This is a genomic window from Acidisphaera sp. L21, assembly GCF_009765685.1.
In the GTDB taxonomy this organism is placed as follows: Bacteria; Pseudomonadota; Alphaproteobacteria; order Acetobacterales; family Acetobacteraceae; genus LMUY01.
The window spans coordinates 1-24,771 of record NZ_LMUY01000041.1 but is presented as its reverse complement, the minus strand read 5'-3'; the positions used below and the strand labels follow the sequence as shown (position 1 = coordinate 24,771).

The window sequence follows — 24,771 nt, the reverse complement described above, 5'->3', positions numbered from 1 at the left end:
CCTCGCCGCCCGCCCCGGCAATCGTTGCGCGACCCTCGACGGTCGGGGCAATCGACCGGACCAAGATCTACTACCTATTCTTCGACCAGGCGGTCGACCTGAACTCGATGAAGGCCCTGCGCCGCGAACTGGCGACGCTGGCGGAAGCGGGGGTGTCGCGGGTCGTGCTGAGCATCAACTCCGTCGGCGGGCTGACGCTGGAGGCGATCACCACCTACAGCTTCATCCGCGCGCTGCCGATGCAAATCGATACCCATGCGCAGGGCTTGGTCGCCTCGGCGGCGAATTTGCTGTTCCTCGCCGGGCAGGACCGCTCGGCGGATCATGCGGCGCGGTTTCTGTTCCACCCGACGCAGAGCAGTTTCGCCGGCTACGCCAACCAGCAGCAAATCCGCGATCGCGAGGTGCAATTGGCCAACATCGAAGGCGCGCAGGGCGAAATCTACCGCGAACGCACCAAGCTGACCGACGACCAGGTGGCGAGTTTCGGCCGGGGCGAAGTGTTCTACACGGCAGAGGAGGCGCAGGAATACGGCATCATCCAGAGCGTCAGCGACCTGAAGATGCCCGGTGGCCAAACCGCAAGGATCCTGTTCCTGGACTGAGCGATCAGACGCTGTTCGGCCGCATGAGCCGTTTGGTCAGCACGATCTTGCGGCCGGGAAAGCTGTTCACGATCGCCAGATTCCGCGCCCGGCGGATGCGGTTGAAGCTCCAGGCGAAGCGGAAGAACCCCCAATCGAGTTTCTCCGGGCAACCCGGCGCCGCATCCCTGCGAACCCGGCCATACTGCGCCGCCATGCGGAGCGCGATGCGCACCACCGACAGCCAGGCTGGAATGTCCAGGTAGATCACCGTGTCCGCGACGCGAAATCGCGGCTCGATCGTGTCGACGTATTGCCGTCGATCACCCAGGCGGGCAAGGCGGCAATCCGCTCGACCTCCGCCCGGAACAAGGCTGGCGGCGTTTCGATCCAGCCTGGCTGCCAATAGGCCTGGTCCAGATGGAACACCGGCAGGCCATGCTGCGCGCCCAGCCGTCGCGCCAGGGTCGACTTCCCACTACCCGGCGGCCCCATGACGACGACGCGCTGCAAGGGCCGCCCCGTTACGGCAGGATGGGATCGCCCGCGGCGGCGATCTGCAACCGCGCGCTGCCGGTGCCAGCACCGCCCCACCCGATCTGGCCGAGCGCGCCGCAATTGCTGCAGACCGGGTGCCACTCCAAATGCGCCGTGCTGCAAGCCTCGCAACGCCATTGCGGATCGAGGTCGGCGGAGGCGGCATGGAGCAGCGCATCGGACGTCGCGACGACGTCGCCCGATCGCTCCCCGATGTCGGCCAGCAGCAGCCACACCCGGCGCTGGTCCAGTCCGGCCCGTTGCGCCGCCTCGGCATGGGCGCGGGCATCGGTCAGGTTCCCAACCTCGAACGCCAGCCGCGCGCGCATCAGGTAGGTTTCCCCATGCTGGGGCGCCGCCGCTGCCAGGGTCGCAACGCGGGAGGCGCGCATCAGCGGATCCGTGATGGGGGCCAGCGCGAACTCGGCCAGTGCCGGGTTCGGGGCCAGGCCCCAGGTGACGCGCAGCACTTCCATCAGCGCCCGCTTGTCCTTCCCGCGCTCCCGCAGCCGACGGGCGTAGGACAGGGCGGCGGGGGTGAAGGCTTGGTTGGTCTGCCAAGCCTGCTTAGCCAATTTCAGCGCCTGGGCGGAGTCCGGTTCGGCATCGGCCGCCGCAACGCCCAGCACAGTGCGCGGGTCGCCGGCGCCAGACAGGGCCAGCGCCTCTTTCCAATTGCCGGCGCGCGTGGCCAGCCGCGCACGTTCCGCCCGCAGCCAGGGGGCGCCGGGGTTCACTTCCTCCGCCTGGCGAGCCAGCGTGGTCGCTGCGTCCCAGTCACTACGGGCGATGGCGCCCTGCAACAGGCCGCGATAGCCCAGGAACGCCGCATCCTTGCGCCCGGCGAGCAGGTTGAACGCGGTGTCGGCTTCCTCCAACTGGCCGGCCTGGCGCCCGGCATAGGCGGCCAGCAGCAGGGTTTGCGGCGTGTCGCCCAGCAACGAGCGGCTGCGCTGGGCCTGGCGGCGCGCCGTTTCCGAATCACCGCCGGCCAATGCCAGCAGCGTCTTGGTCACAGCCTCCGACCCGGCCTTCTGCGCGCGGGCGCTGCGCATGCGCTTGGTGCGGGACGGCAGGCGAACGACCATCACGATCAGCCGCATGACGATGTACAGGACCACCAGCAGCACCAGGAACCCAACCAGCGCCCAGGACGTGGGCAGGCGGACCGCGATATCCCCGATCGATGCGCCGACGGTGCCGGGCAGGTCGGCGATCCACCACGCAAGCGCGATGAGGATCGCCGTGACGATCAGGAACGAGACGATGCGGCGCATCAGCCGTTCGCCGCGGAAATCAGCGCTGCACGGGCGTCCAGCAGCGATTGGGCCTGCGCCCGCCATGGCGCCATTGCGGCGGCGGCGGGGCCGGTCAAATCATCCAGGGCAGACACGGCGCCGGGCAGGTCGCCGGCATCCAGCAGGTGGCGCGAATGCTCCAGAATGCCGGTGACGGCGTCGCCCACCAGCACGTGCTCACCCTGGCGGATCACCAGGCCGGCCTGCGCCTTGTTCCACACGCGGCTGAGGAACGGCGTCGTGTCTTTCGGCGGCTGCCCGGCGGCGCGGGCGTCGTCGGCCGATTTGTCGAAAGACAGGCGCAGCGACGCCTCGGTCGGCGGCGGCTTGGTGGCAAAGGCGGCCAGCGCCGGCGGCGCACTCGGGATCTCGCCCAGCGGCTTGCCGGATTGCAGCGCCACGTTCGCCATTTGCAGCCGGGCGGTGCGGGCTTGGCGATCGGCTAGGGCGGTGATCGCGGTGCCGGCCTTCGTCACGACCGACATCTGGGAGTTCAGCGCGCCGACCTGATCGTTCAGCTTGGCGACATCGGTCTGCTCGCGCACGCCCAACTCGTTCTGCCGGGCGGCGACTCCGTCGATGCGGCTGGAGATACCGGCGATCTGCTGCTGGGACTCTGGACCCAACTGCGCCAGCGGCGGCGGCTTCTGCTCCAGCGTGGTCAGGCGCTGTTCCAGCGGGCGCGTATCGGGCGGCGGCGGTGGCAGGGGCCGCGCCTCCACGCTGGCGAGCCGGGCTTGCAGCGCGCTCAACTGGTTCTGTAACGCGGCCACCTGGTCGGCCGACCCCGCGGCGCTGCGCCACAGCGCGATGCCGCCCACCACGACGATGACGGCGAGCACCACCACGCCGATGAGCGGAGCGTTGTTGGACGGCCGCTCCACCACCGGGGCGGGCTCGTATCTCGGCGGCTCTGCCGGGGCCGCATGCACCGTTGGCTCGGCCGCCGGCTCATAGAGTGGGGAGGCTGCCAGATCCGGCGCGGTCTTCGGTGTTTCGTCGGTCATAGGAGAGCCAGAACCCCATCCTGAGTTGGCCGCAGTGCGACACGGAGTTCGCGAAACGGCAAGTGCTGCAACGCGTCGGCCGCCTGCCGCCCGATCACCACGGCGTTGGTGCGGGCAAGCTGATCCCGCAGGCTGCGCGGCAGTAGACGGGCGAACGCCCTCGCGGTTTCGGCAGAGAAGAACAGGGCCGCATGCAGGCCCTCCCGGATCGCCTCTGCCGCATGCGGCGGAAACTGCCGGATGGCGGCGGCGGCGTAAACTGCGCGCCGCTGAACCCGGAACCCGTCGGCCCGCAGCGCCGCGGCCAGCCGCGTGCCCTGGCCACGCCCGGTGGCCAGCAACAGCGGGCCGTTATTGGGGTGTAACGACCGAATCGCCAGCGCAGCGAGCGCGCCCGCATCGCCATCCGCGCTGTGCACGGTGGCGAACCCGGCAGCCCGTGCCGCGGCGGCGGTGGCATTGCCCACCGCCAGCAGCGGCAGTTCCACATAGGCATCGGGCAAAACGGTGGCGCGGGCACTGGCAATGATGACGGCCTGCAGCCGGTCGGCCGGTGGCAACGGAATCCGGCATGGCCGCACGGTCAGGAACGGCGCGAGAATGGGACGGTGGCCCAGCGCAGCGAGTCGCGCGGCGGTTGCCGTGCAGCCTGGCTCCGGCCGGGTCACCAGAATAAGCTGACTAGTCAAAGAGGTCGCCGGGACTGTCCAGGCGTAGGCTACGGCCCAGTTCGGCGCCCATCGCCGCCGCATCGGCCGGGGCGCCGTGCACGCTCCGCTTCAGCAGGAACGAGCCGTCGGCCCGGGCCACCAGCCCCACCAGATGCAGCCGGTGGTCGGGCAGGAACCGGGCATAGCCGCCGATCGGCGTCCGGCACGACCCGTCCAGCAATGCCAGCAGCGACCGTTCGGCGGTGGAAACTGCGCGCGCCTGCGGGTCCTCGATCCCGGACAATAGCTCCCGCAGATCGGTGTCGTCTTCCCGCACGGTCACGCCCACGATGCCTTGCCCCGCGGATGGCACCATTGCATCCGGGTCCAGCGGCATGATGGCGAGGCCTGCGGGGATCGCGTCCATGATCCCCAGCCGCCGCAATCCCGCCAGCGCCAGGAACGAGGCCGTGGCCGCGCCGCCGAGGATCTTGTCGATACGGCTCTGCACATTTCCGCGCAGCAGGGTTGTTTGCAGGTCGGGCCGGGCGTGCAGCAACTGAGCCTGCCGCCGGACGGAGTTGGTGCCGATCACCACGCCGGCCTGCAATGCGGCGAATGGATCGGCCGGGTCGGCGGCGTCGCACGTCGGACCCAGGATCAGCGCGTCCCGCGCATCCTCCCGCCGCAGCGTGCAGGCGAGCACGATGCCGGGGGGCATCGTCGTCTCCAGATCCTTCAGGCTGTGCACCGCGAAATCGACCCGGCGGTCGATCAGTGCCTCGTGAATTTCCTTTGCGAACAGTCCTTTGCCGCCGATCTCCGCCAGCGAGCGATCCTGCACCTTGTCGCCCGTGGTGCGGATGATGTGTTCCTGGAACACGTCCAGCCCCCGCAGCACCGGGCAGAATCCCTGTAGGCGCTGCAGGAACGATCGCGTCTGAATCAGGGCGAGCGGTGAGCCGCGCGTGCCCACCCGAAGGGGCAGGGTTCGCTCGTGCGGGCGGACCCGCGGAGTGAGCGCCGCGGCTTGAGGGTTCGCGTCTGGCATGGCCGTGTCCTATTACCCCCGGGAACAGTTGGAAAGCCCATCCGATGCGTCCCGTGCTGGGGATCGAGAGTTCATGCGACGAGACGGCAGCCGCAGTGCTGGCCGAGGACGGCGCCGTCTTGGCAGAGGCTGTGCTGAGCCAGCGCGACCACGCCCGCTTCGGCGGCGTCGTGCCCGAGATCGCAGCCCGCGCCCATCTGCTGCATCTGCCCGGCCTGGTGACGGACGTGTTGAGCCGTGCCGGGTTGCGCGTGGGGGACCTTGGTGGCGTCGCCGCCACCACCGGGCCAGGGCTGATCGGCGGGCTGATCGTCGGCAGCGGGCTGGGCAAGGGCGTGGCGTTGGCGGCGGGCCTGCCGTTCGTGGCGGTCAATCATCTGGAGGCGCATGCGCTGACGGCCCGGCTGACGGATCAAGTGACGTTTCCCTATCTGCTGCTGCTGGTTAGCGGCGGGCATTGCCAATGTGTGGCGGTCGAGGGCGTTGGCCAGTATCGCCGCCTCGGCGGCACGATCGACGATGCGGTGGGGGAGGCGTTCGACAAGGTGGGCAAGCTGCTCGGCCTACCCTGGCCCGGCGGCCCGCATGTCGAACGCTTGGCCGCCGACGGTGACCCGGCGCGTTTCGCATTCCCTCGTCCGTTGCGGGGCCGACCCGGCTGCGACTTCTCGTTTTCCGGGCTGAAGACGGCAGTGGCCCAGGTGGTGGTTAAATTTCCGCAAGGTGCCTTGGCGCGGCAGGATGCGGCCGATGTCGCCGCCGGGTTTCAGGCCGCGGTGGCGGAGGTGATGGCCGATCGCGCCCGCAACGCTCTGGCGGCGATGCCCGGGGCCCGCGCACTGGTCGTGGCCGGTGGCGTGGCGGCCAATACCGCCGTCCGTCAAGCGCTGGCGGCCACCGCGACGGCGCATGGCCTGCCGATGATCGCGCCCCCACTGCGGCTATGCGGCGACAATGCCGTGATGGTGGCCTGGACAGGGATCGAACGCTTGCGGCTGGGCCTGGCCGATGGGTTTGCGGTCGCGCCCCGGCCGCGCTGGCCGCTGGAGGAAATGGCAGGCGCATGAATTACCGCCACGCCTTCCACGCCGGCAATTTCGCCGATTGCATGAAGCACGCTCTGCTGGTCTGGCTGCTGCAGGCCTTGGCGCGCAAGCCGGCGCCGTTCGCGGTGCTGGACACCCATGCCGGCGCCGGCCGCTACGACCTGTCCGGTGACGCGGAGCGAACGGAAGAATGGCGCGCCGGCATCGCCCGCCTGCTGCACCAGCCGCCCGCGGCCCTGGCCGACTATGTCTCGGTGGTGGAGGCGGCCGGCCTGTATCCCGGCTCCCCAATCATCATCCGCGAATTGCTGCGCCCCGGCGACCGGCTGGTGTGCTGCGAATTGCACCCCGAGGACGCGGCCACCCTGCGCCGGGAGTTTGCCGGCGACCCCCAAGTGGGCGTGCACCTGCGCGACGGCTACGCCGCATTGGGCGCGCTGCTGCCCCCCGTGGGCGCCAAGCGCGGCCTGGTGCTGATCGACCCGCCCTATGAAGCCCCCGGCGAGCACACCCGGGTAGCCGAGGCCTTCACCACCATCGCGCGCCGCTTTCCCACCGGGATCGTCGCCGCCTGGTACCCGATCAAGCACCGCGCCCCCGTGCGCACCCTGCATGAGGCAGTCCGGCTGGCCGGCGTGCGCGATGTGGTCGCCGCCGAATTGTGGCTGCGTGACCCGACCGACCCCGCCCGGCTCAACGGTAACGGCCTGCTGGTCCGCCACCCGCCCTATCGATGGCACGAGGAGTGGCCCGCTGTTCTCGCTGCGCTGCTGGACCGGCTCGGCGATCGCGAGTTTGGCGAAGGCTGGTCGGCCGACCGGGTGACCGATGAGTGACATCCTGGTGGTCGGCGCCGGCGCCTGGGGCACCGCGCTGGCCTTGCATTGCGTCCGCGCCGGGCATCGGGTGACGCTGTGGGCGCGCAACCCGGCCCCCATTCTCGCCACCCGCGAAAGCCCGCGCCTCCCTGGTATTATCCTGCCGGACACGCTGGAGGTGACCGGCAGGATCCCCATCACCGCGGATGCCGTGCTGCTGGTAACCCCAACACAGCACTTGCGCGCCACCCTGGCGATGAATTTGCCCGACGCGCCACTGGTGCTGTGCATGAAGGGGCTGGAACGCGGCAGCCAGCTTTTCCCCAGCGAATTGGCTGCGGCGCTCCGGCCCGGCGTGCCCACCGCGATCCTCACCGGTCCGAATTTCGCCCATGAACTTGCGCGCGGCCTGCCCGCCGCCGCCATCCTGGCCTGCACCGACCCGGCGATGCGCCGTCTGCTGACGGGACTGCTCGGCACCCGCAGCTACCGCCTCTACGGCAGCGCCGACCCAATCGGGGCGCAGGTGGGCGGGGCGGCGAAGAACGTCATCGCCATTGCCGCCGGTATCGCGATCGGCGCCGGGCTGGGTGAGAACGCGCGTGCCGCCCTGGTCACCCGCGGCGTGGCGGAAATCGCCCGGTTGGCGGTGTTTCTGGGCGGCCGGGCCGAAACCGTCAGCGGCCTATCCGGCATCGGCGACCTGATGCTGACGTGTGCCGGCGCCGCCAGCCGCAACTTCCGCCTCGGCCTCGCCATCGGCGGTGGGGCCACGGCGGCGGAGGCGCGCGCAGCGATCGGCGCCGCGGTGGAGGGGATGGATGCCGCTCCAGCCCTGCTCGCCCGCGCCGGCGACGTGTCTTGCCCCATCACCGCCGCGCTGGTCGATGTGCTCAGCGGGGCGGCCGACGTGCCGACTGCGATGGGCACACTTCTCAGCCGGCCGGAGGCGGAGGAGTAGCTAGCGCGCCTGCATCTCGATGAGCGACCCGTCAACCTTCGTGTGGAACATGGCCTGCACCAGGCAACCGTTGCCATCGTACCAGACGGTCCCTTTCACCGGGCCGGCCAGCTCGTATTGCGTGGCTGTCACCTGGCGATCGGACAGTTTCACCGACTGCTCCCCAGCAGAACTCGTGTGCAGCGGCACAACCTCGCCGGTTTCGTGATTCAACAGCCGGCTTTGCTGGACGATCTGGTCGTTCCACACGTTGCTGTCGATCAGCGGCCCCGGCCCGGGTTGCGCGCCAACGATGCCATGCCAGGCCCCGCCCGGGTCGCGAACCACCTGCACGTGGCGTGGGATGCCGTCATCATCGGTATTGGTCGCTAGCGCGACCAGTTGGCCGGCATGCCATTTTTCCTCGCCATGGTGTTCGTAATGGTACACCCGGATGCCAAGCGCGTGCAGCGACGCGTTGACGTCCACCGTGACGGTCGTGTCCGGGCCGTTGATCGCCCAGCGGAAGGACTCATGCCCAATGACGTTGCCGTTGCGCACGATGTCGTAGCTCGCCACTTTCCCGTTCGTGACCGGACAGGTTGGCAAGGGCGCTGCGGCATGGGCCTTGTGGGGCGCGGCGAAGGCAGCAAGGGCGAACAAGGCGGTGCAAGCCGGTTTTAATGTCACGCGCTCACCTTACGGATAGAACCGGGTTAGCCGATAGAGTTTGCCGGGGCTAGTTCCCACCGCGGCCCAATCCGGGCTAAAGCCCTGCCGCATGCTCCGCGGCATCCTCACTGTCGGCGGCTGGACCATGGGGTCCCGCCTGCTAGGCTTCGCGCGCGATATGCTGATCGCGGCCCTTGCTGGCACCGGCGGGGTCGCGGACGCGTTCTTCGTGGCCAACAAGCTGCCCAATATGTTTCGCCGCCTGTTCGGGGAGGGCGCATTCAACGCGGCGTTCGTGCCGGAGTTCACTGGCCTGCTGGCGACGGAGGGGCACGAGGCCGCCAAGAGTTTCGCCCAGCAGGCAATCAGCGTGCTGGCGTTCTGGCTGCTGGGGCTGACGGTGCTGGGCGAGATCTTCATGCCCGGCATCATGCACGTGCTGGCGCCCGGCTTTGTTGACGAGCCAGGGAAATTTCAGCTCGCCGTCGACCTGGCGCGCATTACCTTCCCCTACCTGATCCTGATCTGCCTGGCCGCTCTGCTATCCGGCGTGCTGAACGGGCTGGACCATTTCGCCGCCGCCGCCGCCGCGCCGATGCTCTACAACATCAGTTCCATCGCCGCGATGCTGCTGCTGACGCGGTATGTGCCGACAGTGGGCCACGCGCTGGCCTGGGGCGTGTCGATCGCCGGGGTGGCGCAGCTTGCCCTGCTGGTGTGGGCGACCCGGCAGGCCGGCATGCCGATGGCGATCCCCCGCCCACGGCTGACCCCGGCGATGCGGATCCTGCTGCGCCGGATGCTGCCGGGGCTGGTGGGCGCCTCCGCCATGCAGTTGAACCAGGTGGTGGACGTCATCGTCGGCAGCCTGCTGCCGCCTGGTGCGATCTCGCTCCTGTATTATGCCGACCGGGTGAACCAGTTGCCGCTGGGCACCATCGGCGCCGCCGTGGGCACGGCGCTGCTGCCGCTGCTGTCGCGCCAGGTTCGCGGGCCGGACCCGCAGGCCGCCATCACCACGCTGAACCGGGCGCTGGAGTTTGCGCTTGTGCTGACGGTGCCGGCGGCGCTGGCATTGATCGTGTCCGGCTACCCGATCCTGGCGGTGCTGTTCCAGCGCGGCGCGTTCGACCTGCATTCCGCGCTGCTGTCGTCGCAGTCGCTGGCTGCCTATGCGCTGGGCCTGCCGTTCTTCGTGCTGGTCAAGGTGCTGGCCCCCGCCTTTTTCGCCCGCAGCGACACCACCACGCCGGTGCGGATCGGCATGATAACGCTGGTGCTGAACTTCGCGCTCAACCTGGCTTTGATGATCCCGCTGCAGCATATCGGCCCGGCGCTCGCCACCAGCCTGGCCGCCATCTTCAACGTTGGCATGCTGGCGCTGATGCTGCATCGCAAGGGCTTCCTGGTAGCGGATACCCGCCTGCGCCGCCGCCTGCCGCGGATCGGCCTAGCCGCGGTAGCGATGGCGGCGACGTTGTGGCTGGTGCAGACCCACCTGTTCAACCCAGTCGACCTGGCCGGCGGAATGCGCTGGGCCGCCCTGGCCGGGTTGGTGGGCGCCGGATCGGCTGTCTACGGCGTCGTCGGCCTCGTGCTGGGCGCGTTCGAGGGCCGGGAATTGCTCGGCCGGCTACGGCGACGCCCACGGGCCGCTTGACCGGCCAGCCCGGCGCGGAGAGAACACGGGCATGCAACGCATCTTCTCCGGCATTCAGCCGTCCGGCGTCCCGACCCTTGGCAATTATCTTGGTGCCATCGTCAATTGGGTGGCGCTGCAGGACCAGCATGACTGTATCTTCTGCGTCGTAGACCTGCACGCCATCACCGCCTGGCAGGACCCGGCGACCTTCGCGGATGCGACGCGGGGGATGGCGGCGACGCTGCTGGCGGCGGGGATCGACGACCGGTCCATTCTGTTCAACCAATCGGCCGTGCACGCCCATGCAAGGCTGGCCTGGGTGTTCAACTGCGTCGCCCGCATGGGGTGGCTGAACCGGATGACCCAGTTCAAGGACAAGGCAGGCAAGGACCGGGAGAACGTGTCCGTCGGGCTGTTCGCCTACCCGAACCTGATGGCGGCGGACATCCATGCCTATCACGCCACACTCGTCCCGGTGGGTGACGACCAGCGCCAGCATCTGGAACTGGCAAACGATATCGCCCAGAAGTTCAACCACGATTTCGGTCGCGAGTTCTTCCCGCAGATCGAGCCGATGATCTTGGGTCCGGCCGCCCGGGTGATGTCGCTGCGCGATGGCTCGAAGAAGATGAGCAAGTCCGACCCCTCGGACCAGAGCCGCATCAACCTGACCGACGACGCCGACACCATCGCGCTGAAGATCCGCCGGGCCAAGACCGACCCGGAGCCGCTGCCGGAAGATCCGCGCGGCCTGGAGAACCGGCCCGAGGCACGCAACCTGGTCGGCATTTACGCTGCGCTGACCGGCAGCGACTACGCTGGCGTGCTGCGCGACCACGGCGGCAAGGGCTTCGGTCCGTTCAAGGAAGCACTGGCCGCCCTGGTGGTGGAAAAGCTCGCCCCGATCGCGGCCGAGACGCGCCGCTGGCTAGCCGATCCCGACGCGATCGACCGTCGCCTGGCCGAAGGTGCGGCGAAGGCCGCCGCCATCGCCGACCCGATCGTGGACGAGGCGGAGCGGCTGGTCGGCTTCCTCAAGTTCCGGCGGTGACCTCGCTGGAGGCAGTCTTCCGGATCGCCAATTTCGGCGCGGTGATCGCCTGGATCGTGCTGGCGGTGGCCGCCGTGCTGAACTGGCGCCGGGGGCTGGAGCGGTTTTGCGGCGGGTTCGTGCCGCTGCTGCTCGCCGTCGCCTACCTCGTGCTCATCGTCACGCATTGGAGCGGGGCGCCGGTCGATTTCGGCTCGCTGGCCGGCGTCGGTGCGATGTTCCGCCAGCCGCAGGTGATGCTGGCGGGCTGGCTGCACTATCTGGCCTTCGACCTGCTGATCGGCGTGATGGTGGTGGAGCGATTCCTGGAGGATCGCATGCCCCGCATCCTGTTGGTGCCAGTGCTGCCGCTGCTGTTCTTCTTCGGCCCCGCGGGCTGGCTGCTATTCCAGGCCATTCGTTTTGCCCGGCGGGAAGGCACCGCGGCCAGGCCCGCCGCCCGGTCGCCCGCCACGCGGCCGGCAGCGGCACGCGCTAAAAAGAGTGCTTAGGACCCACCAAAGGGAGCAGCGACCATGGCGAGTGAAGACCGGTTCCTGGAAGACGTCTCACCCGGCGACGTGACGACCGGCGCGCCCATCCAGGTAACGGCGGAGGCGATCGTGACCTTCGCCCGCGAATACGACCCGCAGCCCTTCCACACCGATCCGGTGGCCGCCGCCGCCAGCCCGTTCGGCTCGCTCATCGCAAGCGGCTGGCACATTTCGGCACTGATCATGCGCCAGCTCATCGACATGAAGCCCTATGGCAACACACCGCTGCTGGGATTGGGCCTGGACGAGTTGCGCTGGTTACAACCAGTCCGCCCCGGCGACAGCCTAACGACGCGGCGGGAAATCCTGTCCGTCCGCCGATCCGCCAGCAAGCCGGACCGCGGCATCGTCAAGACGCTAACCGAGGTGAGCAACCAGCACGGCGTGAAAGTCATGACCTTCACCGTGCTCACGCAGGTGCCGGCGCGCACACGCGGCTAGCAACACACAAAGAATTGTAACGCCCGCGAATAAAGCGCGGGTGCGCCCGGTCATCACTCCAGACCAGCAAATGGAGCGGACCGATGAGCGACGAGCAGGACGGCCACGGCACCTCGCGCCGGGGTGTGTTGGAGTGCATGGTGTGGGCCGGGGCGGGCGTGCTCTGGACCGTCAGTGGCGGCATTCCACGATCGCGTTTGATCGGCAGCGCGCAGGCGGCGACGCCGACGAAGGACCTGACCTTCCTGCAGATCAGCGACAGCCATATCGGTTTCGCCAACGCGCCCAACACCGACACGCCGGGCACGCTGCGTGAGGCGATCGGGCTGGTGAACGCGCAGAAGGCCGGCGTGTCGATGATGATCCACACCGGCGACGTGAGCCATTTGTCGAAGGACGCGCAGTTCGATACTGCCGACCAGATCATCCGCGAGGCCAGGCTCGACACGCATTACGTGCCCGGTGAGCACGACGTGCTGGTGGATGACGGCAAGGGCTTCTTCGAACGCTTCACCAAGGGCGGACCACGCGGCTGGTATTCGTTCGACCAGGACGGCGTGCACTTCATCGGCCTGAACAACGTGCAGGACCTGAAGGCCGGCGGCATGGGGAGTTTGGGTGCCGATCAACTTGCCTGGTTGGGCAAGGATCTGCACGGCCGCGCAGCGAGCCAGCCCATCGTGGTGTTCGCGCATATTCCGCTGTGGACCGTGGCGCAGGAATGGGGCTGGGGCACCGCGGATAGCGAGCAGGCGTTGACCATGCTGCGCCGTTTCGGCTCGGTGACCGTGCTGAACGGGCATATCCACCAGGTGATGCAGAAGGTGGAGGGCAATATCGCATTCCACACCGCGCGATCGACCGCGTTCCCGCAACCCGCGCCAGGCAGCGCGCCATCACCGGGCCCGATGAAGGATGTGCCCCCCGGCAAACTGCACAGCATGCTGGGTATCGCCAAAGTGTCGGAGATCCACATCAACAGCCCGCTCGCCATCATCGACACGCCGCTCGGCGCCGCAGCGTAGGGGCACGCACATGACCCGGGTTCGCTTCGTGGCCCTGCTGGGCTGCGCGATGCTGCTTGCCCATTCCGCCGCGGCCAGCGTGCCGGATGCGGCGGTGACGATCGACAATTTTACCTTCACCCCGGCGCAGATCACGGTCGCGCCGGGCACGCGGGTGGTGTGGACCAATCGCGACGACATCCCCCATACGGTGGTCGACGCCGCCAATCCCCGTGCGATCAAATCGCCGCCGCTGGATACGGACGATAGCTACGCCCGGTTTTTCGACAAAGCTGGAACGTACACGTATTTCTGCTCGCTCCACCCGCATATGACGGGCAGCGTGATCGTGCGGTGATCGCCTGGTCCGCATTGCTGGGCCCGCCTTCAAGGGAGTCGTCCGCTGACGAACGCCGGCCAGTGAAATGGGGCATTCCACAGCGGCCCGCGGCCCGGCCCGCTAACGACGCGCCGAGTTTCGAGCAGGTGGTGCTGCCCCATTTGAACGCAGCACATAACCTGGCGCGTTGGCTGGTGCGCGACCCGGCCCTGGCGGAGGACGTGGTGCAGGACGGAATGGTGCGCGCCCTGGCCTATTTCCCATCGTTTCGCGGCGGGGACGGCCGGGCCTGGCTGATGCGGATCGTGCGCAATGTCGCCTACACCATGCTGTCCGCACGGCAACCGTCCACGGGCGCCGCCGATATCGCCGAATTGGACCTGCCCGACCCGGCGGATAATCCGGAAATTGCGTTGACCCGGCGCCAAGCCGTCGACTCGATGCAAGCGGCGCTCGCCGCATTGCCGCTCGATTTGCGCGAGTGCATCGTCCTGCGGGAGTTGGAGGAGTTGTCGTACAAGGACATCGCCCAAATCGTCGGCGTTCCCGTCGGCACGGTGATGTCGCGGCTGTGGCGGGCGCGCCAAATGCTGATGAATGCGTCCGTGGAAGGACAAGGCCTGTGACGAGCGATGGGTGCGAGGAGATGCAGTTGCTGGTGCAGGCGGATGTCGATGGCGAGCTGCAGCCCGCCGAGGCCGCCCGCGTCGGCGCGCATCTGATGCATTGCGCCGAGTGTGCGCAAGTGCAGACACGACTGCTGGCCTTGTCCACCCGGCTGCGGCAGGACGCGCCGCGCTACGCCGCGCCCGCTGCATTACGGGCGCGCTTCGTCCCGAAGCGGCCCAGCTGCCGGGTCCCGGCATTGGCGTTCGGGGCCGGCTTCGCCATCGCGGCGTGTTTGGCGCTGGTGATGGTGTTGCCCCGTGGTGGCGCGCTGCCGGACGCCGTCGTGTTCGCCCACATTCGGGCGCTGCAGCCCGGGCATCTGATGGACGTCGTCTCTACCGACCAACACACGGTGAAGCCGTGGTTCGACGGCAAGCTACCCTTCGCGCCGCCCGTGAAGGACTTCCAGGCGGAAGGATTTCCCCTGGTCGGTGGCCGGGTCGACTACCTGGCCGGCCGCACCGCAGCCGCCCTGGTGTATCGCAGCCGGCAACACGTGATCGACCTATTCGCCTGGCCCGGCGTGGATTCGCGGCTGCCATCCTCCGGTGCCCGCGCCGGCTATAATTTCCAGCGCTGGAGCCAGGACGGCATGAGCTTCTGGGCGGTGTCCGACCTGAACGCGGGGGAGTTGGGGGACTTCGTGCGGGATTTCCGCAAGCCCTAGCCCCGTGCATACGGCACGTGACGCCACGGCCGCAGCCTGATACCCCCGCCGAATGCAACACCCCCTGCTGCGACTGAGCCCGAAACAGGACCGGCGGCTGAAATCCGGTCACCCTTGGGCCTTCAGCAACGAACTGGCCACCACGCCGGAGCATCGGTCCTGGACGCCCGGCGGTATCGTGCGGCTGGAGGGCGATGACGGCTGGCGCTTCGGCACCTTCATGTTCAACCCGCACAGCCTCATCGCCGCCCGCCTGCTGGACCGCGACCCGGCCGCTGAGATCGGGGCCGACTGGATCCAGGCCCGATTGGCCGCTGCGGTGGCGTTGCGGAGCAAGGTGGCACCGGGTGAGCACCACCGCCTGGTGCATGCGGAGGCGGACCGGCTCCCCGGCCTCATCATCGACCGGTTCGGCGACGTGGCGGTGGTGCAGGCCAATACCGCCGGGATGGATCGTTTGTTGCCGGAGATCACGGCCGCCCTGCTGGATTTGCTGCCCCTGCGCGCCATCGTCGCCCGCAACGACAGTGCCTCTCGCGTGCACGAAGGTCTGCCGCAGGAGGTGCGCCTGCTGCACGGCGAACAGGCCGACGCAGTGGCGGAGGAGGGCGGAGTACGCTTCCCGATCGATCCACTGGGCGGGCAGAAAACCGGGTTCTTCTACGACCAGCGGGTGAATCGCAGCCTGGTCGCCTCGCTGGCCCAGGGCGCGCGGGTGCTGGACGTGTTCTGCCATATCGGCGCCTTCGGCCTGCGCGCGGCGGCGGCGGGGGCGGCATCCGTCACGCTGGTGGATAGCAGCCAGCCGGCGCTGGACCACGCGATGGCGGCCGCTGCGACCAACGACCTGCAGAACGTGACGGCGCTGCGTGGCGACGCGTTCGACATCATGGGCAGCCTGGCCGGGCAGGAATTCGACATCGTGGTGTGCGACCCGCCCGCCTTCGCGAAGTCCAAACGCGACCAGGACACCGGGCTGCGCGCCTATCACCGCATGGCACGCTTGGCCGCGCCGCTGGTGGCGCCGGGCGGATTTCTATTCGTCGCGTCCTGCAGCCATCACGCGCCGCTGGACATGTTTTCCGCCCAAGTCGCCAGCGCCCTGTCGCGCGCAAAGCGGGACGCACGCATCCTCCACACCGGCGCCGCCGGGCCCGATCATCCGGTGCACCCGCATTTGCCGGAAAGCGCCTACCTGAAGTCGCTGCTGTTCCAGTTGACCTGATGGCATAGCGATTGCACGCCCAACCCGGCCATCCATGAGCCGGAGTTGCCCCCGCATATGACGTCTTCCTCTCGCTTCCTTCTGGGCCGGCGCTCCCTCATCGCAGGCGCGGCTAGCGTGGGCCTGGCCGGCACCGCCGACGCGCAGAGCCCGCAGCGCGGCGGCACGATGGTGATGATCGTCCAGCCCGAGCCAGCCACGCTGGCCGCCTACCTGTCCGTTGCGGGCAACATCGCCCCCGTCACCACGCAGATCTACGAGGGGCTCGTCACCTACGATTGGAGCCTGAAGCCCGCGCCGAAGCTTGCGAAATCCTGGGAGATCGCGCCCGACGGCCTGTCCATCACCTTCCATCTGCAGGATGGCGTCACGTTCCATAACGGCGCCAAGTTCACCAGTGCCGACGTGCAGTATGCCTTTATGCAGGTGCTGAAGAAGGTGCATCCCCGTGCGCCGGTCGTGCTGGCCGATTTGACGGCGGTGGATACCCCCGACCCGCTGACCGCGGTGTTCCGGCTGTCGCACCCGGCGCCGTATTTGATGATGTCGCTGTCCGGCTACGATGCGCCGATCTTGTGCAAGTCGGTGTTCGAAAATGTCGACCCCGCGGCCAATCCCACGGCCAACAAGCCGATCGGCACGGGGCCGTTCAAGTTCGGCTCGTGGGAGCGGGGGCAGTATATCCGGCTCGATCGCAACCCTAACTATTGGCAGAACGGCCTGCCATACCTCGACCGGATCATCGCGCGTTTCATCGCCGATAGCTCCACCCGCTCCGCCGCGTTGGAAACCGGGGAGGCGCATTACGCCGCGTTTAGCGCCGTCAACTATTCCGACGTGGCGCGGCTGAAGGCCAATCCGATGCTGGATACCACCAGCAAGGGCTACGAGATGTTTTCCGGCATCAGCGAGATCGAGCTGAACGAACATCGGCCGCCCTTCGACAAGCGAGAGGTGCGCCAGGCCATCGCCTACGCGATCGACCGCAAGTTCATCATCGACAACATCCAATATGGCTTCGGCAAGCCGGCAACGGGGCCGATCAGCTCCACCTTCGCGGCGTCCGGGCTGTACACGGATGACGTGCTGAGGTTCGATGTGCCGGACCGCATCGCCATCGCCAACAAGCTGCTGGACGATGCCGGGTTGAAGCGTGGCGAGGGCGGCATGCGTTTCGCCACCACGCTGGAGGTGAACTCCTTCGGCCAGCAATGGCAGCGCCAGGCGGAATATCTGAAGCAGGCATTGGCCGTGATCGGCATCGACTTGACGTTGCGTAGCGAGGATACCGGCGCCTGGCTGCGCCGGGTCTACACCAACTACGATTACGGGATGAGCGAGCCGTTCTTCTCCAATCTGTCGGACCCGGTGATCGGCGTGCAGCGCCAATACGTCACCAACCAAATCCGCAAGGGCGTGGATTTCGTCAACAACACCTTCTACAGCAACCCGGAAGTCGACACCCTGTTCACCGCCGGCGCGCAGGAGATCGACCCGGCGAAGCGGGCGGAGATCTATCACAAGATCCAGAAGATCCTGGTGACCGACTCCCCGGTGATCTGGTTGACCGAGATCCAATACGTCACCGTGTTCAACCGCAAATTGCATGATGCGACCACGGGACCGCTCGGCACGTATTCCGCGTTCGAGAGGACCTGGATCGAGCATTGATGCGTCGGCTGGCGTTCGCGGGGCGCCGGCTGGCGCTGGCGGTGCCGGTGCTGTTCGGCGTGGCGGTCTTGAACTTCTTCCTCATCCACCTGGCCCCGGGTGACCCGGCGTCGGTGATGGCGGGGGAGGGCGGAAGCGCCACGCCCGAATACATGGACATGCTCCGGCACAAATTCGGCCTGGACCAGTCGCTACCGCTGCAATTCTGGCACTACATCGTCAACATCGTGCAATTGGACCTCGGCTACTCCTTCCGCAACGACGAGACGGTGCTGTCGCTGATCCTGGACCGGCTGTGGCCGACCCTGCTGCTGATGGTGACGGCGTTCATCCTGTCGGTGGTGTGCGGCACCCTGCTGGGTCTGCTGGCGGGCACGCGGCGCAATAGCCCCCGGGACGGGATTATTTCCGTGCTGGCGCTGCTGGCCTCGGCCACGCCGACATTCTGGCTGGGGCTGATGCTGATCGTGCTATTTTCCATTCGGCTCGGCTGGTTGCCGACCAGCGGGTTGGAGACGATCGGCGCATTCAACGAAGGCTGGGCCTACGTGGTGGATGTGGCGCGCCATTTGATCCTGCCGGCGCTGTCACTCGCGATGTTCTACCTGGCGCTGTATGTGCGGGTGATGCGCGCGTCGGTGGTGGAGCAGACGCGGCAGGATTACGTCACCACCGCCCGCGCCAAGGGACAGAGCGAGCGTGGCATCGTGTTCGGCCACATCCTGCGCAACGCGCTGCTGCCGGTGGTGACGATGGCGGGGGTGCAGGCCGGTAACCTCATCGGCGGCTCAGTGATCGTGGAAGCGGTGTTCGGCTGGCCCGGCATCGGCACGCTGGCTTTCTCCGCATTACAGGGCCGCGATTTGAACCTGCTGCTGGGCATCTTCATCGTGTCCGCCTGCGTGGTGGTGGTGCTGAACCTGATGGTCGACCTCGCCTACGGTATTCTGGATCCCCGGGTGGAGTTGTGAGTCTCCTATCCCGCTTCGCCCGCAATCGCCTGGCGGTGGTGGGCGCGCTGGCATTGCTGCTCGTTCTGGTGATGGCGCTTGCCGCGCCGCTGCTATACCCGGCCGGCGCCTTCGCATTGGTCGGCCCGCCGACGCAGCCGCCGGGTGGCACGTTTCCGCTTGGCACCGACACGTTGGGGCGGGACGTTGCCGCCGGGATCGTCTGGGGCGCGCGCACGTCGCTGATCGTCAGCGTTGCCGCCACATTGGGTGCGGTGGTGCTAGGCGTCCTCACCGGGGCGTTCGCCGGCTACTATCGCGGCATCACCGACACCGCCATCATGCGCGTGACGGAATTCTTTCAGACCATCCCCTCCTTCATTCTGGCGATCCTGCTGGTGGCCGTCTTGTCCCCGGCCGTCACCAGCGAAATCCTGGCCATCGCCGTCGTCTCCTGGCCCGGCATCGCGCGGTTGGTCCGGGGCGAGTTCGCATCGCTGGGTGGGCGGGAGTTCGTGTTGGCGACCGCCGGGCTGGGCGCGGGGGATGCGCGCATCGTGTTCCGCCACATCCTGCCCAATTGCGCCTCGCCGCTGGTTGCGGTCGGGTCGTTGCTGGTGGCCAGTGCGATCCTGTTCGAATCCGGCCTGTCGTTCCTGGGTTTGGGTGATCCTAATTTGATGAGTTGGGGCCTGATGATCAGCGCCGGGCGGGAGGTGCTGCGCTCCGCCTGGTGGATCTGCACCTTCCCCGGCATCGCCATCCTGGCCACCGTGTTGTCGATCAACTTGGTGGGCGACGGCTTGAACGAGGCGTTCAATCCCGGGCTGCGCGACCGATGAGTGTGCTGTCGATCCAGGGGCTGAGCATCGCACTGCCCCAGGGCGCAGATCGCCCCTTCGCTGTGCAAGAGTTGGACCTGGATTTGCAACCCGGCGAGGTCACCTGCCTGGTGGGTGAATCCGGCTCCGGCAAATCCATGGTGGCGCGCGCGATCCTGGGCCTGTTGCCGCCCCGCGTGCGCATCGGCGCCGGGTCGCTCCGCTTCGGCGACAAGGATTTGGCGACGCTGGACCAAACGGGCATGCGTGCCTTGCGGGGGGCTGCGATCGGCATGGTGTTCCAGGAACCGATGACCGCGCTGAACCCGCTGCACCGCGTGGGCCGCCAGGTGGACGAGGTGTTGCGCCTCCATACCAAACTCGGCCGGCGCGACCGCCGGGTTCGGGTGCTCGAACTGTTCGCCCAAACTCATTTGCCCGACCCGGCGCAGATCGCCCGCGCCTATCCGCACCAACTTTCCGGCGGGCAGCGACAGCGCGTGGTGATCGCCATGGCGCTGGCCCTGCGCCCGCAACTGCTGATCGCGGACGAGCCGACGACCGCGCTGGACGTCACCACCCAGGCGCAGATCCTGCACCTGTTGCGCGAACTGCAGCGCCAGCAGGGCACGGCGGTGCTGTTCATCACGCATGATTTCGGCGTGGTGGCCGACATCGCCGACCGCGTCGCCGTGCTGCAACGCGGCGTGCTGGTGGAGCAGGGCACGCGGGAGGCAGTGCTGCGCCATCCGCAGCACTGCTACACCCAGGCACTACTGGCCGCTGTGCCAGTGCTCGCCCCGCCTGCCCGTGCAGCGCCGAGTCAGACGCCGCAGGTGCTGGAGGTGCAACACCTTCAGAAAACCTACCGTCGCCGCAGCCTACGCGGCCATGCCACCCACGCGCTGGACGATGTCAGCCTCATGCTACGCCGTGGCGAGACACTGGGCATCGTCGGCGAATCGGGTTCCGGAAAATCCACCCTGGCCCGGGCCGTGACGGGGCTGGTGCGGGCCGATTCCGGCGAGGTCATCCTGGATGGGGACGCCATGACCGGGCTCGGCCGCCGCCAATTGCGCCCGTTCCGCAAGCGCATTCAGATGATCTTTCAGGATCCCTATGCCTCGCTGGATCCACGGCAACGCGCCGGCGACATCATTGCCGAGGGGCCGATCATCCACGGCATGGACCGTGCGGGGGCGCAGGCGCGCGCGCGGGAGTTGCTGGGATTAGTGGGGTTGGATGCCGCCGCCGCCGCCCGCTACCCGCATGAATTCTCCGGCGGCCAGCGCCAGCGAATCGGCATCGCCCGCGCCCTGGCGCTGGAGCCGGACATCTTGGTGGCGGACGAAGCCGTTTCTGCGCTGGATGTGTCGGTGCAGGCGCAGGTGCTTGAATTACTGGCGGGAATTAAGGCTCGGCTCGGCCTCAGCATGATTTTCGTCACGCATGACCTGCGCGTGGCCTTGCAGATTTGCGATCGTGTCGCCGTGATGCGGTCTGGCCGGGTCGTCGAACTGGCCACTGCGGCGGAGATCTATGCCTCCCCACAGGACCCCTACACGCGTGCCCTGTTCGCCGCCGTTCCCGGCGCGGCATGGGAGAGGAGTGCTGCATGACCGATGACGGATTTCTGCCCGGCCCGCGCTGCCAAGTCGCCGGCGCCACCACAGGCCCCCTGGAAGGGCTAAGCTTCGCGGTCAAGGACCTGATCGACGTCGCCGGCTACCCCACGTTGGGCGGCACGCCCGATTGGGCCACCGGGCGCCCCGTGCCGCAGCACCACGCCTGGATCGTCGACCGGCTGCTGCAATCCGGTGCCTCCATCGTCGGCAAAACCGTCACCGACGAGGTGTCGCTCGGCATCCTCGGCGAAAACGTGCATGACGGCACGCCGCTCAATCCGAAAGCGCCGGACCGGGTGCCCGGCGGATCGTCCTCCGGCTCCGCCTCCGCCGTGGCGGCCGGGCTTTGCGACTTCGCGCTGGGTACGGATTCCGGCGGCTCGGTGCGGGTGCCATCCAGCTTCTGCGGCTTGTTCGGTATCCGACCGACTCTGGGGCGGATCGATTTCACCGGCATCACCGTGCAATCCCCCTCCTCCGACACGGTCGGCTGGTTCGCGCGGGATGGCACGTTGTTCGCCCGCATCGGCGCCTCGGTGTTCGATGCCCCGATGCCGGCTGCACTCCCCACTCGCCTGCTGATCGCCACGGACGCCTTCGGCTTCGCCGACGCGGCGGTGCAGGAGGCGCTGCGGCCCATGGTGGACCGCCTGGCCGTGCTGGTCGGCGAGCCGGAGCCGGTATTGCTGGCGCCGCAAGGTCTCTCCGTTTGGCAACAGGCACAGCGGCTCCTGCAATCCTCCGAATCCTGGGCAACCTTCGCGCCCTGGCTGGACCGCGCCAATCCACGCCTCGCCTGGAGCGTGGCGCGCGCCTTGGCCATGGGCTCCCTGATCACCGACACCGAACGCAACCGCAGCGCCCTGATGCGGGAGGAAGCGAGGGCTCGCATGGCGTATCTCTTGCCGCCGGGCACGATACTATGCCTGCCGACCACACCCTTCCCGGCGCCGCTAAGGGGCCAGGCCGTCTCCGCGCTCGCCTATCCGCGGGATCGCATTTCCTGCCTTACCAGCCATGGCGGTTTGACCGGCGTACCCCAGGTAAACCTCCCCGGCGCGCATGTGGACGGCGCCCCGGTCGGCCTATCGATCGTTGCCGGGCGAGGCTGCGACATGGACCTGTTGGCGGTCGCAAGGCGTTGGACGCTGTAACCGCCTTGCTCACGCAGGGACGAAGCGGCCGCGGATGTCGCCGAAGCACTTGCTGCACGTGGCAAGTGCTTCGTGGCGGTTTTCTGCCAGCAACTTGCGCATGGCCTGGCGTTGCGCGCCGGATATAACCTCCGCGAACGAACTGTCCGCGAAGCTGCCGATGCCTTCGACCCGCTTGAAATCCTGGCAGCACACCAGGACGTAGCCGTCGCAGTCCACGATCAGGTCGTCCATGATCACGGGCGGGCAGCGGATCGGTTCCGGCGCCAGGGCCAGGCTGTTGAACAGCGTCAGGTCGTCGCTGCAGCGGCTGCTGAGCGCGTCGAACGTCACGTTGGCTGCACCCCGTTCCATGAACCACGCGCGGATCGCCGGCGCCTCGTCCCGGTTGCGACGGCTAATCGGTACGCTGACGTTCACCTTGCCCGGAAAGATTTCCAGGATCTGCTCGAATTTCGGCTGCACCCGCTCCAGTCGCAGTGGGTGCATTAGGTAGTTGTAGGTCGTCGGCTCCAGCGATTCGCAGTGCAGGGCGATCGTGTCCGCCAGCCCGAACAAGGCGGCATGCTTTGCCGCATTGAACGACGCGCCATTGGTGTTGATCGACAGCCGCACGTTTGGCAGATGCTGTCGTAGATATTCGGCGCGCTGCACCACCAGGGGATCGACCAGCGCGTCACCGAACAGGCCGAACGCAATCTGGTCCGTCACCGGCAGATCGTGTTCGGCGATGCCGTCGATGATCGCCTGGAAGATCGCCATCGGCATGGTGCCGCGGGGCGAGTGCGCGGTTTCCGCCTTGCCGGTCGGGCAATGGACGCAGGACGCGTTGCAGGTGCCGGTCGTGCCCAAATTTACGAACCGCAACCGCTCGGGAAAGCCCGGTGGCCTTATCCGCAGGCTCGGCCGCTGCCGCAGCAGGTTACGACGCTCACCTTCTGCATCGCAGGGCGAACCGGCCAGGGTGATCGATCGTTCAAAATGATCCAGCGCCAGTTCGGGCTGCCCCAGCATACCCAGCGCGCGGCCGATCTGCAGATGCGTATCGGCCTGGTCGGGCAACAAATCATCGGAACGGCGATAGGCAGCCAGACCCTCCGCCACCAGCCCGGCTTCCTTCAGAACATGCCCATACTGCACCCAGATATGCGCCAGCCTGGGCTTGCGCCTCAGCGCCTTGTCGTAGGCCTTCTGCGCGGCGCCCCAGTCGCGTCGGTCGCGGCCTTCGTTGCCTTTACGGATGAGGGTCTGAACTGAGTCGAACATGGAACGCTTCCCCGCAAAACGATGCCTCAGCCGATCGATGCCGGACCAATCCGGCTTACAAGCGGAATGGTCCGGCACGCAAGGCAATGCTGCGCCGCCGCGGCAGATCGGCGGCCGCTAGCGGGGGGACGGGCGCAATGTCTGCGTGGTTTCCGCCCCGGCCACGATCCCCTCCCAGCCATAGCGCATAGGCACCATGTCGCAGGCGCTCCACGGCACGTTCTGGTCGGCGTAGTGTGGGCTGCCGGGATGGCCAGAGGTGCCATGGAACACCGACCAGCGGCAATTCTCCCAGTCGCCAACGTCGAACACGTAGCGCGATAGTGCGCCGTAAGTGGCGCTTGGCCCGGCGCCGGGCACGATGCCGGTGGCCAACACCGTGTCCCCATCGCCGCCGATCGGCAGCGCCACCGGGTTCAGCAGCGCCGCCGCCTGCGGATACAGATGCGACAGAGCGTGCATCAGCTGCGGACGGTGCGTCTCGCCCCACGCACCGTCGGCCGATTTGGCCTCGGACAGGGCGGCGGCGAAGGCTTGCTCCCAACTCCAACCACCCAGCAGGCTGGTGTCGTCGCTGCGCAGCAGGGCGGGCAGGGTCCACCAAAGCTGCCCGGTCGGCGACACGCCGGGCGATACCGCCGACCAGGGGTGCTTGGTCGCGTCTGCCAAGCCACTGCGGCGGGCCACGATGGCTGCCAGGGCCCGGCGCAGCGCGTTGTAGGCGGTGGCGCCGACGGAATTGGCGGCCATCTGCCCGTCCCACTCCAGCACCCGCGCCCGCAGTGCGGCCTGCGCCGGGTCTTTCGGTTCGGCCATTGTCGCCAGCCGGTCCTGGAACAGCCCAGCATTCGGCGACAGCGTGTCGGCATGGATGGTGCCAGCGTCCTGCACGCGGAACGGCGTCAACTCCTCGATCCGCGCCAAAATCCGTTCGGCGCGGTAGGGCGGATGGCAGTCGGTGCAGAGGTAATCGGGGTTGCTGTCCTCCACCACGCGATTGTTCGCGGTCACGATCACGCCGCCGGGCGGGTCGATGATGCATGGCATGTCCTCATGCGCGATCCAGCCCTGCCATTCGTACTCGCCAGTCCAGCCCGGCATCGGCAGCC

General features: G+C 67.9%; 27 protein-coding genes. 18 read left to right on the top strand and 9 right to left on the bottom strand.

Features of this window, described 5'->3' with window-relative positions; genetic code table 11:
• A partial coding sequence (locus tag GSQ76_RS09275; protein WP_158743629.1) for an ATP-dependent Clp protease proteolytic subunit occupies positions 1–605 on the top strand: 605 nt, incomplete at its 5' end.
• A gap of 4 nt (positions 606–609) precedes the next feature.
• On the opposite strand, the gene GSQ76_RS31055 is transcribed toward GSQ76_RS09275, so the two are convergent.
• Genes GSQ76_RS31055 through hemC form a run of 6 tightly spaced genes read right to left on the bottom strand, consistent with a single transcriptional unit; the run spans position 610 to position 5,127 of the window.
• On the bottom strand, positions 610–855 hold the full coding sequence (locus GSQ76_RS31055; protein WP_216850972.1) for a hypothetical protein: 246 nt from the start codon (positions 853–855) through the stop codon (positions 610–612).
• Complete coding sequence (locus tag GSQ76_RS31050) at positions 852–1,097, bottom strand: AAA family ATPase (RefSeq protein WP_216850971.1); 246 nt, start codon at positions 1,095–1,097, stop codon at positions 852–854. The genes GSQ76_RS31055 and GSQ76_RS31050 overlap by 4 nt, the downstream gene beginning before the upstream one ends.
• A gap of 11 nt (positions 1,098–1,108) precedes the next feature.
• Positions 1,109–2,398 carry a heme biosynthesis HemY N-terminal domain-containing protein gene (locus GSQ76_RS09265; protein ID WP_158743628.1) on the bottom strand — a complete coding sequence of 430 codons (1,290 nt, stop codon included), beginning with the start codon at positions 2,396–2,398 and terminating at the stop codon, positions 1,109–1,111.
• Positions 2,398–3,426, bottom strand: coding sequence for a hypothetical protein (locus tag GSQ76_RS09260; RefSeq protein ID WP_158743627.1), 1,029 nt, complete (start codon positions 3,424–3,426; stop codon positions 2,398–2,400). The genes GSQ76_RS09265 and GSQ76_RS09260 overlap by 1 nt, the downstream gene beginning before the upstream one ends.
• Positions 3,423–4,115, bottom strand: coding sequence for a uroporphyrinogen-III synthase (locus tag GSQ76_RS09255; protein WP_158743626.1), 693 nt, complete (start codon positions 4,113–4,115; stop codon positions 3,423–3,425). The genes GSQ76_RS09260 and GSQ76_RS09255 overlap by 4 nt, the downstream gene beginning before the upstream one ends.
• Positions 4,108–5,127 (bottom strand): hydroxymethylbilane synthase, encoded by a 1,020-nt coding sequence (gene hemC / locus GSQ76_RS09250; protein ID WP_158743625.1) that lies wholly within the window; start codon positions 5,125–5,127, stop codon positions 4,108–4,110. The genes GSQ76_RS09255 and hemC overlap by 8 nt, the downstream gene beginning before the upstream one ends.
• Positions 5,128–5,171: 44 nt before the next feature.
• Between hemC and tsaD the strand changes: the two genes are divergently transcribed.
• The 3 genes from tsaD to GSQ76_RS09235 are packed head-to-tail and all read left to right on the top strand — an operon-like array spanning position 5,172 to position 7,952.
• Complete coding sequence (gene tsaD / locus GSQ76_RS09245; protein WP_158743624.1) at positions 5,172–6,194, top strand: tRNA (adenosine(37)-N6)-threonylcarbamoyltransferase complex transferase subunit TsaD; 1,023 nt, start codon at positions 5,172–5,174, stop codon at positions 6,192–6,194.
• Positions 6,191–7,009, top strand: coding sequence for a 23S rRNA (adenine(2030)-N(6))-methyltransferase RlmJ (locus GSQ76_RS09240; protein WP_158743623.1), 819 nt, complete (start codon positions 6,191–6,193; stop codon positions 7,007–7,009). Before tsaD ends, GSQ76_RS09240 begins: the two co-directional genes overlap by 4 nt.
• Positions 7,002–7,952, top strand: coding sequence for an NAD(P)H-dependent glycerol-3-phosphate dehydrogenase (locus GSQ76_RS09235; RefSeq protein ID WP_158743622.1), 951 nt, complete (start codon positions 7,002–7,004; stop codon positions 7,950–7,952). The genes GSQ76_RS09240 and GSQ76_RS09235 overlap by 8 nt, the downstream gene beginning before the upstream one ends.
• Here the strand turns inward: GSQ76_RS09235 and GSQ76_RS09230 are convergent, their stop codons facing one another.
• On the bottom strand, positions 7,953–8,621 hold the full coding sequence (locus GSQ76_RS09230; protein ID WP_158743621.1) for a DUF6134 family protein: 669 nt from the start codon (positions 8,619–8,621) through the stop codon (positions 7,953–7,955).
• 91 nt (positions 8,622–8,712) lie between these two features.
• Between GSQ76_RS09230 and murJ the strand changes: the two genes are divergently transcribed.
• From murJ to GSQ76_RS09160, 14 genes are all read left to right on the top strand, one after another.
• On the top strand, positions 8,713–10,263 hold the full coding sequence (gene murJ / locus GSQ76_RS09225; protein WP_158743620.1) for a murein biosynthesis integral membrane protein MurJ: 1,551 nt from the start codon (positions 8,713–8,715) through the stop codon (positions 10,261–10,263).
• Between the two features lie 31 nt (positions 10,264–10,294).
• Complete coding sequence (gene trpS, locus GSQ76_RS09220) at positions 10,295–11,296, top strand: tryptophan--tRNA ligase (RefSeq protein ID WP_158743619.1); 1,002 nt, start codon at positions 10,295–10,297, stop codon at positions 11,294–11,296.
• Positions 11,293–11,787 carry an abscisic acid-deficient protein Aba4 family protein gene (locus GSQ76_RS09215; protein WP_158743618.1) on the top strand — a complete coding sequence of 165 codons (495 nt, stop codon included), beginning with the start codon at positions 11,293–11,295 and terminating at the stop codon, positions 11,785–11,787. Before trpS ends, GSQ76_RS09215 begins: the two co-directional genes overlap by 4 nt.
• Before the next feature lie 24 nt (positions 11,788–11,811).
• The gene (locus GSQ76_RS09210) at positions 11,812–12,270 is read left to right on the top strand and encodes a MaoC family dehydratase (protein WP_158743617.1); all 459 of its coding nucleotides are present in this window, start codon (positions 11,812–11,814) and stop codon (positions 12,268–12,270) included.
• Positions 12,271–12,353: 83 nt separating this feature from the next.
• On the top strand, positions 12,354–13,295 hold the full coding sequence (locus GSQ76_RS09205; RefSeq protein WP_158743616.1) for a metallophosphoesterase: 942 nt from the start codon (positions 12,354–12,356) through the stop codon (positions 13,293–13,295).
• A gap of 10 nt (positions 13,296–13,305) precedes the next feature.
• Complete coding sequence (locus GSQ76_RS09200) at positions 13,306–13,632, top strand: cupredoxin family copper-binding protein (RefSeq protein ID WP_158743615.1); 327 nt, start codon at positions 13,306–13,308, stop codon at positions 13,630–13,632.
• Positions 13,629–14,240, top strand: a complete 612-nt coding sequence (locus tag GSQ76_RS09195) for a sigma-70 family RNA polymerase sigma factor (RefSeq protein WP_335904892.1) — start codon at positions 13,629–13,631, stop codon at positions 14,238–14,240. Before GSQ76_RS09200 ends, GSQ76_RS09195 begins: the two co-directional genes overlap by 4 nt.
• Positions 14,237–14,950 carry an anti-sigma factor gene (locus GSQ76_RS09190; protein WP_216850969.1) on the top strand — a complete coding sequence of 238 codons (714 nt, stop codon included), beginning with the start codon at positions 14,237–14,239 and terminating at the stop codon, positions 14,948–14,950. The genes GSQ76_RS09195 and GSQ76_RS09190 overlap by 4 nt, the downstream gene beginning before the upstream one ends.
• 52 nt (positions 14,951–15,002) lie before the next feature.
• On the top strand, positions 15,003–16,175 hold the full coding sequence (locus GSQ76_RS09185) for a class I SAM-dependent rRNA methyltransferase (protein ID WP_158743614.1): 1,173 nt from the start codon (positions 15,003–15,005) through the stop codon (positions 16,173–16,175).
• A 57-nt stretch (positions 16,176–16,232) separates the two neighbouring features.
• Positions 16,233–17,846: an ABC transporter substrate-binding protein gene (locus GSQ76_RS09180; protein ID WP_158743613.1), complete on the top strand. Its 1,614-nt coding sequence runs from the start codon at positions 16,233–16,235 to the stop codon at positions 17,844–17,846.
• Positions 17,846–18,817: an ABC transporter permease gene (locus GSQ76_RS09175; protein ID WP_158743612.1), complete on the top strand. Its 972-nt coding sequence runs from the start codon at positions 17,846–17,848 to the stop codon at positions 18,815–18,817. The genes GSQ76_RS09180 and GSQ76_RS09175 overlap by 1 nt, the downstream gene beginning before the upstream one ends.
• Positions 18,814–19,638: an ABC transporter permease gene (locus tag GSQ76_RS09170; RefSeq protein ID WP_158743611.1), complete on the top strand. Its 825-nt coding sequence runs from the start codon at positions 18,814–18,816 to the stop codon at positions 19,636–19,638. Before GSQ76_RS09175 ends, GSQ76_RS09170 begins: the two co-directional genes overlap by 4 nt.
• Positions 19,635–21,236, top strand: coding sequence for an ABC transporter ATP-binding protein (locus GSQ76_RS09165; protein WP_158743610.1), 1,602 nt, complete (start codon positions 19,635–19,637; stop codon positions 21,234–21,236). The genes GSQ76_RS09170 and GSQ76_RS09165 overlap by 4 nt, the downstream gene beginning before the upstream one ends.
• Positions 21,233–22,396, top strand: coding sequence for an amidase (locus GSQ76_RS09160; RefSeq protein ID WP_158743609.1), 1,164 nt, complete (start codon positions 21,233–21,235; stop codon positions 22,394–22,396). Before GSQ76_RS09165 ends, GSQ76_RS09160 begins: the two co-directional genes overlap by 4 nt.
• Positions 22,397–22,405: 9 nt before the next feature.
• Here GSQ76_RS09160 and GSQ76_RS09155 read toward each other — a convergent pair whose 3' ends face one another.
• Positions 22,406–23,662 (bottom strand): radical SAM/SPASM domain-containing protein, encoded by a 1,257-nt coding sequence (locus GSQ76_RS09155; RefSeq protein WP_158743608.1) that lies wholly within the window; start codon positions 23,660–23,662, stop codon positions 22,406–22,408.
• Between the two features lie 117 nt (positions 23,663–23,779).
• Positions 23,780–24,771, bottom strand: a 992-nt coding sequence (locus GSQ76_RS09150; protein WP_174247315.1) for a penicillin acylase family protein, incomplete at its 5' end; no start/stop codon positions are given.

Excerpts from the sequence above, each read along its gene's own strand:
- GSQ76_RS09240 (WP_158743623.1), top strand. The coding sequence starts at position 6,191 with ATGAATTACCGCCACGCCTTCCACGCCGGCAATTTCGCCGATTGCATG.
- trpS (WP_158743619.1), top strand. The coding sequence starts at position 10,295 with ATGCAACGCATCTTCTCCGGCATTCAGCCGTCCGGCGTCCCGACCCTT.
- GSQ76_RS09185 (WP_158743614.1), top strand. The coding sequence starts at position 15,003 with ATGCAACACCCCCTGCTGCGACTGAGCCCGAAACAGGACCGGCGGCTG.
- GSQ76_RS09260 (WP_158743627.1), bottom strand. The coding sequence starts at position 3,426 with ATGACCGACGAAACACCGAAGACCGCGCCGGATCTGGCAGCCTCCCCA.
- GSQ76_RS09210 (WP_158743617.1), top strand. The coding sequence starts at position 11,812 with ATGGCGAGTGAAGACCGGTTCCTGGAAGACGTCTCACCCGGCGACGTG.
- GSQ76_RS09160 (WP_158743609.1), top strand. The coding sequence starts at position 21,233 with ATGACCGATGACGGATTTCTGCCCGGCCCGCGCTGCCAAGTCGCCGGC.
- tsaD (WP_158743624.1), top strand. The coding sequence starts at position 5,172 with ATGCGTCCCGTGCTGGGGATCGAGAGTTCATGCGACGAGACGGCAGCC.
- murJ (WP_158743620.1), top strand. The coding sequence starts at position 8,713 with ATGCTCCGCGGCATCCTCACTGTCGGCGGCTGGACCATGGGGTCCCGC.
- GSQ76_RS09200 (WP_158743615.1), top strand. The coding sequence starts at position 13,306 with ATGACCCGGGTTCGCTTCGTGGCCCTGCTGGGCTGCGCGATGCTGCTT.
- GSQ76_RS09165 (WP_158743610.1), top strand. The coding sequence starts at position 19,635 with ATGAGTGTGCTGTCGATCCAGGGGCTGAGCATCGCACTGCCCCAGGGC.
- hemC (WP_158743625.1), bottom strand. The coding sequence starts at position 5,127 with ATGCCAGACGCGAACCCTCAAGCCGCGGCGCTCACTCCGCGGGTCCGC.
- GSQ76_RS09175 (WP_158743612.1), top strand. The coding sequence starts at position 17,846 with ATGCGTCGGCTGGCGTTCGCGGGGCGCCGGCTGGCGCTGGCGGTGCCG.
- GSQ76_RS09155 (WP_158743608.1), bottom strand. The coding sequence starts at position 23,662 with ATGTTCGACTCAGTTCAGACCCTCATCCGTAAAGGCAACGAAGGCCGC.
- GSQ76_RS09205 (WP_158743616.1), top strand. The coding sequence starts at position 12,354 with ATGAGCGACGAGCAGGACGGCCACGGCACCTCGCGCCGGGGTGTGTTG.
- GSQ76_RS09235 (WP_158743622.1), top strand. The coding sequence starts at position 7,002 with ATGAGTGACATCCTGGTGGTCGGCGCCGGCGCCTGGGGCACCGCGCTG.
- GSQ76_RS09180 (WP_158743613.1), top strand. The coding sequence starts at position 16,233 with ATGACGTCTTCCTCTCGCTTCCTTCTGGGCCGGCGCTCCCTCATCGCA.
- GSQ76_RS09265 (WP_158743628.1), bottom strand. The coding sequence starts at position 2,398 with ATGCGCCGCATCGTCTCGTTCCTGATCGTCACGGCGATCCTCATCGCG.